10 protein-coding genes and 1 pseudogene are annotated in these 7,737 nt (G+C 65.0%); 8 read left to right on the plus strand and 3 right to left on the minus strand.

Annotated elements, in window-relative coordinates; all coding sequences use genetic code 11:
- The 4 genes and pseudogenes from H8A95_RS40350 to H8A95_RS40365 form a co-directional block, all read left to right on the plus strand.
- Window positions 1-878: pseudogene (locus H8A95_RS40350) on the plus strand (L-threonylcarbamoyladenylate synthase); the annotation flags it as partial.
- A 30-nt stretch (window positions 879-908) separates the two neighbouring features.
- Complete coding sequence (locus H8A95_RS40355; RefSeq protein ID WP_229188089.1) at window positions 909-2,336, plus strand: FAD-binding oxidoreductase; 1,428 nt, start codon at window positions 909-911, stop codon at window positions 2,334-2,336.
- Between the two features lie 14 nt (window positions 2,337-2,350).
- Complete coding sequence (locus H8A95_RS40360) at window positions 2,351-2,794, plus strand: GNAT family acetyltransferase (RefSeq protein ID WP_229188090.1); 444 nt, start codon at window positions 2,351-2,353, stop codon at window positions 2,792-2,794.
- Window positions 2,795-2,812: 18 nt separating this feature from the next.
- Window positions 2,813-3,394, plus strand: a complete 582-nt coding sequence (locus H8A95_RS40365) for an NUDIX hydrolase (RefSeq protein ID WP_229188091.1) — start codon at window positions 2,813-2,815, stop codon at window positions 3,392-3,394.
- 241 nt (window positions 3,395-3,635) lie between these two features.
- On the opposite strand, the gene H8A95_RS40370 is transcribed toward H8A95_RS40365, so the two are convergent.
- Window positions 3,636-4,076 carry a hypothetical protein gene (locus tag H8A95_RS40370; RefSeq protein WP_229188092.1) on the minus strand — a complete coding sequence of 147 codons (441 nt, stop codon included), beginning with the start codon at window positions 4,074-4,076 and terminating at the stop codon, window positions 3,636-3,638.
- Window positions 4,077-4,316: 240 nt separating this feature from the next.
- On the opposite strand from H8A95_RS40370, the gene H8A95_RS40375 reads away from it, so the two are divergent.
- Complete coding sequence (locus tag H8A95_RS40375) at window positions 4,317-4,571, plus strand: hypothetical protein (protein ID WP_229188093.1); 255 nt, start codon at window positions 4,317-4,319, stop codon at window positions 4,569-4,571.
- Between the two features lie 88 nt (window positions 4,572-4,659).
- Here H8A95_RS40375 and H8A95_RS40380 read toward each other — a convergent pair whose 3' ends face one another.
- Window positions 4,660-5,133: a hypothetical protein gene (locus tag H8A95_RS40380; RefSeq protein WP_229188094.1), complete on the minus strand. Its 474-nt coding sequence runs from the start codon at window positions 5,131-5,133 to the stop codon at window positions 4,660-4,662.
- A 124-nt stretch (window positions 5,134-5,257) separates the two neighbouring features.
- On the opposite strand from H8A95_RS40380, the gene H8A95_RS40385 reads away from it, so the two are divergent.
- Window positions 5,258-6,025, plus strand: a complete 768-nt coding sequence (locus H8A95_RS40385; protein WP_229188095.1) for an SDR family NAD(P)-dependent oxidoreductase — start codon at window positions 5,258-5,260, stop codon at window positions 6,023-6,025.
- Window positions 6,026-6,196: 171 nt separating this feature from the next.
- A complete protein-coding gene (locus tag H8A95_RS40390; RefSeq protein WP_016840962.1) occupies window positions 6,197-6,457 on the plus strand; it encodes a helix-turn-helix domain-containing protein in 261 nt (86 codons plus the stop codon).
- A 15-nt stretch (window positions 6,458-6,472) separates the two neighbouring features.
- Here H8A95_RS40390 and H8A95_RS40395 read toward each other — a convergent pair whose 3' ends face one another.
- A complete protein-coding gene (locus H8A95_RS40395; protein ID WP_229188096.1) occupies window positions 6,473-7,462 on the minus strand; it encodes a hypothetical protein in 990 nt (329 codons plus the stop codon).
- 129 nt (window positions 7,463-7,591) lie between these two features.
- On the opposite strand from H8A95_RS40395, the gene H8A95_RS40400 reads away from it, so the two are divergent.
- Window positions 7,592-7,737: collagen-like triple helix repeat-containing protein (locus H8A95_RS40400; RefSeq protein WP_229188097.1), on the plus strand; the 146-nt coding region annotated here is incomplete at its 3' end.

Genomic DNA, 7,737 nt, shown 5'->3' on the forward strand with positions numbered 1-7,737 from the left:
GTTTATGGCCTCGGCGCCGACGCCGGCAACGCCTCCGCGATCGCCCGGCTCTACGAGGCCAAGGGCCGGCCGCCTTCAATCCGCTGATCGCCCATGTCGCCGATCTCGGCGCCGCCCGCCGGATCGCCCTGTTCAACGGGCAGGCCCTGCGACTGGCGGAAGCGTTCTGGCCCGGTCCGCTGACCCTGGTGCTGCCGAAGGCGCTCTCCTGCCCGGTCGCGGAACTCGCGACCGCCGGGCTCGATACGGTCGCCATCCGCATCCCGGCCCACAAGGTGGCCCGCGACATCATCAGGGCGTTCGGCGGTGCCGTGGTAGCACCATCGGCCAATCTTTCCGGCCATGTCTCGCCAACCACCGCCGAGCATGTGAAGGGCGATCTCGACGGCCGGATCGACCTGATCGTCGATGGCGGCCCGGTCGAGGTCGGCGTCGAATCAACCATCGTCGGCTGCTTCTCCGATCCGGTGCTGCTGCGGCCGGGCGGGCTGACGCGCGCCGAAATCGAGCGCGTGCTCGGCCATCCCCTGCAGTCGCCGCCGCAGGACGCCGAGAACGACGCTCAGCCGGTTGCCCCCGGCATGCTCGCCTCGCATTACGCGCCACGGACCCCGGTCCGGCTCAATGCCAGCGACGTCCATGTCGGCGAGGCCTTGCTGTCGTTCGGGTCGGCCAAGGTCGCGCGACGCGAATGCGCCTCGGTGGAGATGAACCTGTCCGAGCGCGGCGATCTCGCGGAGGCCGCCGCCAATTTGTTCGGCTACCTTCGCACGCTCGACAAGAGAAACGCGGATGCTATCGCCGTGATGCCCATTCCCGAGGACGGGCTGGGCGAAGCCATCAATGACCGGCTGCGCCGCGCAGCGGTTGGGCGGTAAATCCCGACATACGTGAAAGACCAAGAAAAAATGAACATCGTCCAATCAGCGGTGCCGCCGCTTCCGCCCGAATTGCTTGCAAAGTTCCGCGCCATCGTCGGCGAGAAATATGCGGTCACCGACGCCGCCGACATCAAGCCTTACGTCACCGAGGAACGCGACCTGTTTCACGGCCGCTCGCCGCTGGTGCTGCGCCCGGGCTCGACCGCCGAAGTCGCTGCGATCTGCACGCTTGCGACCGAGCACAGGATCGCGCTGGTGCCGCAGGGCGGCAACACCGGCCTGGTCGGCGGGCAGACGCCGCACAACGGCGAGGTCGTGGTGTCGCTGCGGCGCCTCGACAAGATCCGCGACATCGACGTCGAATCCAACACCATGACCTGCGAGGCCGGCGTGGTGCTGCAAATCGCGCAGCAAAAGGCAGCCGACGTCGACCGGCTGTTTCCGCTGTCGCTCGGCGCCGAAGGCAGCTGCACCATCGGCGGCAATCTCTCGACCAATGCCGGCGGCACCGGAGCGCTCGCCTATGGCGTGGCCCGCGAAATGGCGCTCGGGCTCGAGGTCGTGCTGGCCGACGGCCGCGTGCTGAACGCGCTGTCGAAGCTGAAGAAGGACAACACCGGCTACGATTTGCGCAACCTCTTCATCGGCGCCGAGGGCACGCTCGGCATCATCACCGCGGCGACCTTGAGGCTGTTTCCGCGGCCACGTGCGGTGGAGACCGCCTATGTCGGCCTGACGTCGCCGGCGGCGGCGCTCAAGCTGCTCTCGATCTCGCGCAATCAGGCGGCAGGCGCGCTGACAAGCTTCGAGCTGCTTGCCGACATCGCCGTCGATTTCTCGATCCGCCATGGCATCGATATCCGCGATCCCTTGACCAGCAAGCACCCCTGGTACGTGCTGATGGAATTGTCGTCGTCGCGCGACGACGCCCGCGACACGCTGGAGGCGATCCTCGCCCAGGGCATGGAGGACGGCATCGTCGATGACGCCGTGATCGCCGCCAATCTGAGCCAGCGCCAGGCGTTCTGGAAGCTGCGCGACGAGATGTCCGCGGCACAGAAGCCGGAGGGCGGCTCGATCAAGCACGATATCTCTGTGCCGGTCGCAGCGGTGCCCCCGTTCATCGCGGAGGCCAATGCCGCGGTCGTGAAGCTGATCCCGGGTGCGCGGCCGGTGCCGTTCGGTCATCTCGGCGACGGCAACATCCACTACAATGTCAGCCAGCCGGTCGGCGCCAACACGGCCGACTTCCTGGCGCGCTGGCACGACGTCAATGCCGTCGTGTTCGAGATCGTGCTGCGGATGGGCGGCTCGATCTCGGCCGAGCACGGCATCGGCGTGCTGAAGCGCGACGAACTGCCTGACGTCAAGGACAAGGTCGCGATCGAGCTGATGCGACAGCTCAAGGCGATGCTCGATCCGCTCGGCATCATGAACCCGGGCAAGGTGCTGTGACCGTGCAAGCGACAATGCCCTCTCCTTCCCTCGCCATTGCTCCAATCACCGACGCCGACATTTCTGACGTCGTCGCGCTGTGGCAGGCCTGCGGCCTGACGCGACCGTGGAACGATCCCACTTCCGACATCGCGCTGGCGCGCCGCGGGCCGAGCTCGGCCCTGCTGGTCGGCCGCGACGCCGGCACGATGGTCGCGACCGCGATGGTCGGTCATGACGGCCATCGCGGCTGGGTCTATTACGTCGCGGTCGATCCCAACCACCAGGGCAAGGGCCTGGGCCGCACCATGATGGAAGCGGTCGAGGACTGGCTGCGCGCGGCGGGTGTGCCGAAGCTGCAACTGCTGGTGCGCCGGGAAAACGCCAAGGCCAGCGCGTTTTACCAAACGCTCGGCTATGAAGAATCGACCTCGGTGATGCTGGCCAAATGGCTCGACGGTCGCGAAGCGACGCCGTGACAGATTGAGGATTGACGCATGAGCATCGCCGACCGCGTCCGCGTCAAGGACGTCCAGCTGCTGTCGAAGCGCCGCTACGAGCTGAAGAGCGCGACGTTCGACTACCGCCGCAGCAACGGCGAATGGCAGACCCAGGTGCGCGAGGTCTACGATCGCGGCAACGGTGCCGTGCTGTTGCCCTACAATCTGAAGACCCGCAGCGTCGTGCTGGTGCGTCAGTTCCGCTACCCCGCTTTCGCCAACGGCTATGATGATCTCCTGATCGAGGCCGCCGCCGGCATGCTCGACGACGCCGCGCCGGAGGCACGCATCCGCGCCGAGGCGGAAGAAGAGATCGGCTACCGGCTCGATCACGTGCGCAAGGTGTTCGAAGCCTTCATGACGCCGGGCGCGGTGACCGAGAAGCTGCATTTCTTCGTCGCTGAATACGACGCTGCGATGCGCATCAGCGATGGCGGCGGACTCGCCGACGAGGGCGAGGATATCGAGGTGCTGGAGCTTACGATCGACGAGGGGCTCGCCATGATCGGCGACGGCCGCATCGTCGACGCCAAGACCATCATGCTGCTGCAATACGCAGCGCTGCATCTGTTCAGGTAAGTAACGCCGCGGTCACTCGCGGTGGGTGGCGCGCTGCCAAAATATCGAAAACAACCCCATGCAAAGTAGCCGGCGGTGGCCGGCGCTCTGCTTGACACGTCGGGCAACTCACGGATACGCTTCCAATATTCCGAAATTATGCAGGCGCACGCCAGCCCCTAGTCTATCCCCGTCATCCCTGCGCAAAGGCGAAGCCTTTGCGCAGGGATGACGGGGATAGATTGGGTCACACCGAAATGCCCTACTGCATCGTGATCGCAAGGCCGCTCAGATCGGCGTTCGCCATCAGGCCGACCTGGTGGCCGGTCAGCTCGAGCACCGCACCCTTCTGATTGGTCAGCACGATCGCGCGGGCACCGCGGCCGAGGGCAAGCCCCGCGCCGGCTGCACCGTAGACGCCGGCGACGTCGGACGGACGATTGATGTTGCTGACGCGGCCGCGCAGCACGGTCTTGGAGCCGCCGAACACCAGGCCGTAATCGAGACCGCCCGTGGACAGCCGATACGAGCGGCCGCGGAAGGTCAGCACACCGCTGCCGCCGGAGCCGCCGATGATCCAGCCGGCCTTGTAGATGGTGAGCGTCACGAAGCCGCTGTCGGCGCGAGCGGCGGTGGAGAAAGCCGCGCCCGTGAAGGCCATCAGCGCGACCAGCGCGGCGCGAAGGGTAGATGAAAGTTTCATGTGCGGTCTCCCCAAAGTCTACTCAAGTCGATTTGCTCACGTCGATTTGCTCGCGTCGCGACGCGGGCGCGAATCGCAACGCGCCGACTGTAGCAAGCACACAATCCGGCGCAATTTGGCACAGCACCGGCGTTGAACCTGTTCCCGGGATTGCAACACTCACTGCATGTCCGGGGCGATCGGCCCCTGAGCTCCGGGATTGCCCCGCGGAGCATTCATTTTTCAAACCGGAGTTTTCCGATGCGTCGTCTTGCGATCGCCTGCGCCACCATTGCCGCCACCGTGTCCCTGCTTGCCGCCGCAAGCCCGGCCAGCGCCACGCCCTATCATCTGATCCGCTGGCAGGACACCGGCTTCTGCCAGATCTGGGACCAGAGCATCCCGACCGCGCCGTGGCCGGCGAACTACGCCGTCGTCAGCGAAGAACTGCCGACCTTCGACGCCGCATTCAGCTACAAGACCGGACTCCTGAACAACGGCACCTGCTCGTACTGAGCGACTGTCAATCGATCACGCGCAGGGCGGACACGCGGCAACGACGCGGTGTCCGCCCTTATGCTGTCCGGGTTGGCGCGATCGCGCATCAGTGATGCTTGATCAGTGCGTCGCGCGCGGCAGCGAGCTCGAGGAACGCCGGGCCGTTGCCGCCGCCGTCGGGATGCACCGTCTTGGCGGCGCGCTTGAACGCCTGATGGACTTCGGTTGCCGCGAGACGGCGGCCGAACGGCAGGCCCAGCAATTGCCGGTAGCGCTCTTCCTGCGTCAGCACCTTCGGCGGCAGGCCACGCCGGCCGAACTGCGGCGCGGACAGCATGTGCAGCGCATCGCTGACGATGCCGAGACGGCGCAGCGCCATCGATTTGGTCCGGCGGTCGGCCGATTTCAGCGCCGCCTGGCGCAGGATCGGCAGCACCTGTGCGGCCGCTTGCCGCAGCGTCTCGTCGATATCGGTCGCGGCGATCTCGGCAATCATTCTGGCGATCTCGCGATAGTCGGGATCCGGCGCCGCGCAGAAGCGCTCGATTGCAACTTTCCATTGTCTGATATGCGGGTCCATGATCGGTCCGTACTGTCATCCGAATCCGGATAACAGCAACGCGCAAACGCGGCTTGGCGTTTCGGTTGGCGCAGTTTTGAATAGTGTTGTCGACAACACTCATAAAACAGAACAAGGAAACGCCATGCCCCTTCTCGACAATCACATCGCCGTCATCACCGGTGCAGGCTCGGGCATCGGACGTGCCATCGCTGTCGGCTACGGCCGCGAGGGCGCACGCGTGGTGCTGCTCGACATGAACGGCGATGCGGTAGCGGAAGCGGCCAAGGAGATCCGCAACGCCGGCGGCAAGGCGGACAGCTTCACACTCGACGTGACCGATCGCGACGCCTGCATCGCGATTGCAAAGCAAGTGGCGGACAAGGTCGGACCTGTCTCGATCCTGGTCAACAATGCCGGCATCGCGCGCCGCAACGGCATGCTCGGCACTGAAGAGGCCGTGATCAAGGATTGGGAGGACATCATCTCGATCAATCTCACCGGCGTCTTCAACGTGACGCATTCGTTCCTCGCACCGCTGCGCACGAACAAGGGACGCATCGTCAACATCGGCTCGATCCAGTCCTTCGTGCATCTGCGCACGCCGAGCTCGCCGGCCTATACCGCCTCCAAGCACGGTGTGCTCGGCTTCACCAAGGCGCTGGCCGCCGAGCTCGGCAAGGACGGCGTGCGCGTCAATGCGATCGGCCCCGGCTTCATCGAGACGCCGCTGAACGAGAAGGTGCGCGCCACCAATCCCGACCTCGTCAAAGTCTTCATGGACCACACCCCGCTCGGCCGCGCCGGCAAGCCGGAAGACATCGTCGGTCCTGCGATCTTCCTCGCCTCGGACCTGTCGGCCTATGTCTCGGGATCGATCGTGATGGTGGACGGCGGGTACCGGACATTGTGACGGATGGAACCGCAATCGTGGCGATTTCTGGGTATTTTGCTTACAAAGCAGGGAGTTAGCTGCGCGTTAAGGTGCTGTTAACCAAACCGGCACACCGTGGATGTACGGGGTAGTTGGTTTCTCGATGTCTCCGCCTCATCGACGAGGCGGGCGTTTGATCGGGAGGAGTTCATGTCTTACGCGTCCACCGTACCTTCGCCGGAAGCACTGCTGCCGTCGCTGGCTCCAAATGAGATCGTCCCACTGCTGATCGGCGCGACTGTCGATGAAGTCGAGCGGGAACTGGTGCTGCAAACACTCGCGCGCTGCGACGGCAATCGCACCCGCGCCGCGCGCGTGCTCGGACTGTCGGTCCGCACCTTGCGGAACAAGATCCGCGAATATTCGGCCGACGGCATCGACGTGCCGCTGAGCGAGCACGCCGCAGCCTAGCGGTTTCAGGTCGACCTAGATCGGCAGGTCGATCGCAAGACGTCGCCAGCGCGACAGCAACGCGCTGTCCTCGTCACCGAGACAACGTGCGAGACGCACGTCGGTCATCATGGTCTGTTGCATCGTCTGGGCCACCAGCGCGGTCGCATAGTCCCAATAGTCGCGCCGTCCATTCGGATCGTCATCAACGAGGGACTTCGCGAGAATCTCGACATAGATCGCGGTGGCAGCCTTGTGCCAGAGCTGACCTGCGCGCAGCTCGGTTCGGGGCGCGCCGGTCCGCGCCTGCCACATCAGCCAGTAATTGTCTTCGCCTCCTGCCCAATCCGACGACGGCAGCGACGGATCACGACATGATGGGTCAAGACTTGGCGAGCGGCAGACGAGCGGCCGCATCGTGTGCACGTCGCAGAACACGGAGTAGTCGAGCTTGTCGTACCAGCTCACACGGAGCAGTCGGCGGACCGCGTCCTGCTCGTCCGCCACGAGCTGACGCCTGCCCGTTCGTTCGAGATCGGCGATGATTGCGTCCAGACGATCGCGATCGTACGGCTCGACTTCGAGCACCACGCCGATGTTGCGCGGAAACAGCGCATCGAGCATGGCGACCATCTCGCGATAGAACGCACGCGCGAGGCCGCCGCCGCGCCACGCCTTCGCGATGCCGACATGGTTGCAAAAAATCAGATCGCTTGCGTGATCGTAGGTGAAGAAGCCGAGTCCGATCGCGCGCCCGGCGGCACGCAGGATGAAGCAGCGCGAGTCGAGACGATAGGACATCTCCTGGCCGCCGACGCTGAAATGTCTGGGCTCGCCGACATCGTCCGACAGCAGCCAGCGCACGATGTCGTCGGGACTGTCGCGCTCGATCGCGGGAAACAACTGCTCATAGAGCTCGAGCACGCCGGTGCTGCGAAAGCTCGCTTCGTCAAGCACATCATGTCGCGTCACGACGATGTCGAGCGGTTGCGGTTCGTCGCCGTAGCCGTCGTTCAGAACCCGCAACACGTCCTCCGTTGTCATATGCCCACGGAATTATGACTGTTGATCGCTTGCATCCGCACCGACAGGCAGAATTGAAGCCGTCGTCCAACCTCTGTTACAAGCGGCTTCAAATCGCGACGGAGCATATCAGTGGCTGACGAGACAACTTCCCGCCAGGGGTCACGAGGGGCGCAGGGGCCGCAGGGCCGTCAGGGCGAGCCGGGAAAGCCCGGTCCGCAGGGACATCCGGGGCGGCCGGGGCCGGAAGGTGCACGGGGCAAGCCGGGTCCTCAGGG

This window comes from Bradyrhizobium oropedii (genome assembly GCF_020889685.1).
Taxonomy (GTDB): Bacteria; Pseudomonadota; Alphaproteobacteria; order Rhizobiales; family Xanthobacteraceae; genus Bradyrhizobium; species Bradyrhizobium oropedii.

Bases quoted from the DNA above. Each gene is read 5' to 3' on its own strand.
- H8A95_RS40360 (WP_229188090.1), top strand. From the start codon at position 2,351: ATGCCCTCTCCTTCCCTCGCCATTGCTCCAATCACCGACGCCGACATT.
- H8A95_RS40355 (WP_229188089.1), top strand. From the start codon at position 909: ATGAACATCGTCCAATCAGCGGTGCCGCCGCTTCCGCCCGAATTGCTT.
- H8A95_RS40385 (WP_229188095.1), top strand. From the start codon at position 5,258: ATGCCCCTTCTCGACAATCACATCGCCGTCATCACCGGTGCAGGCTCG.
- H8A95_RS40365 (WP_229188091.1), top strand. From the start codon at position 2,813: ATGAGCATCGCCGACCGCGTCCGCGTCAAGGACGTCCAGCTGCTGTCG.
- H8A95_RS40375 (WP_229188093.1), top strand. From the start codon at position 4,317: ATGCGTCGTCTTGCGATCGCCTGCGCCACCATTGCCGCCACCGTGTCC.
- H8A95_RS40390 (WP_016840962.1), top strand. From the start codon at position 6,197: ATGTCTTACGCGTCCACCGTACCTTCGCCGGAAGCACTGCTGCCGTCG.
- H8A95_RS40370 (WP_229188092.1), bottom strand. From the start codon at position 4,076: ATGAAACTTTCATCTACCCTTCGCGCCGCGCTGGTCGCGCTGATGGCC.
- H8A95_RS40380 (WP_229188094.1), bottom strand. From the start codon at position 5,133: ATGGACCCGCATATCAGACAATGGAAAGTTGCAATCGAGCGCTTCTGC.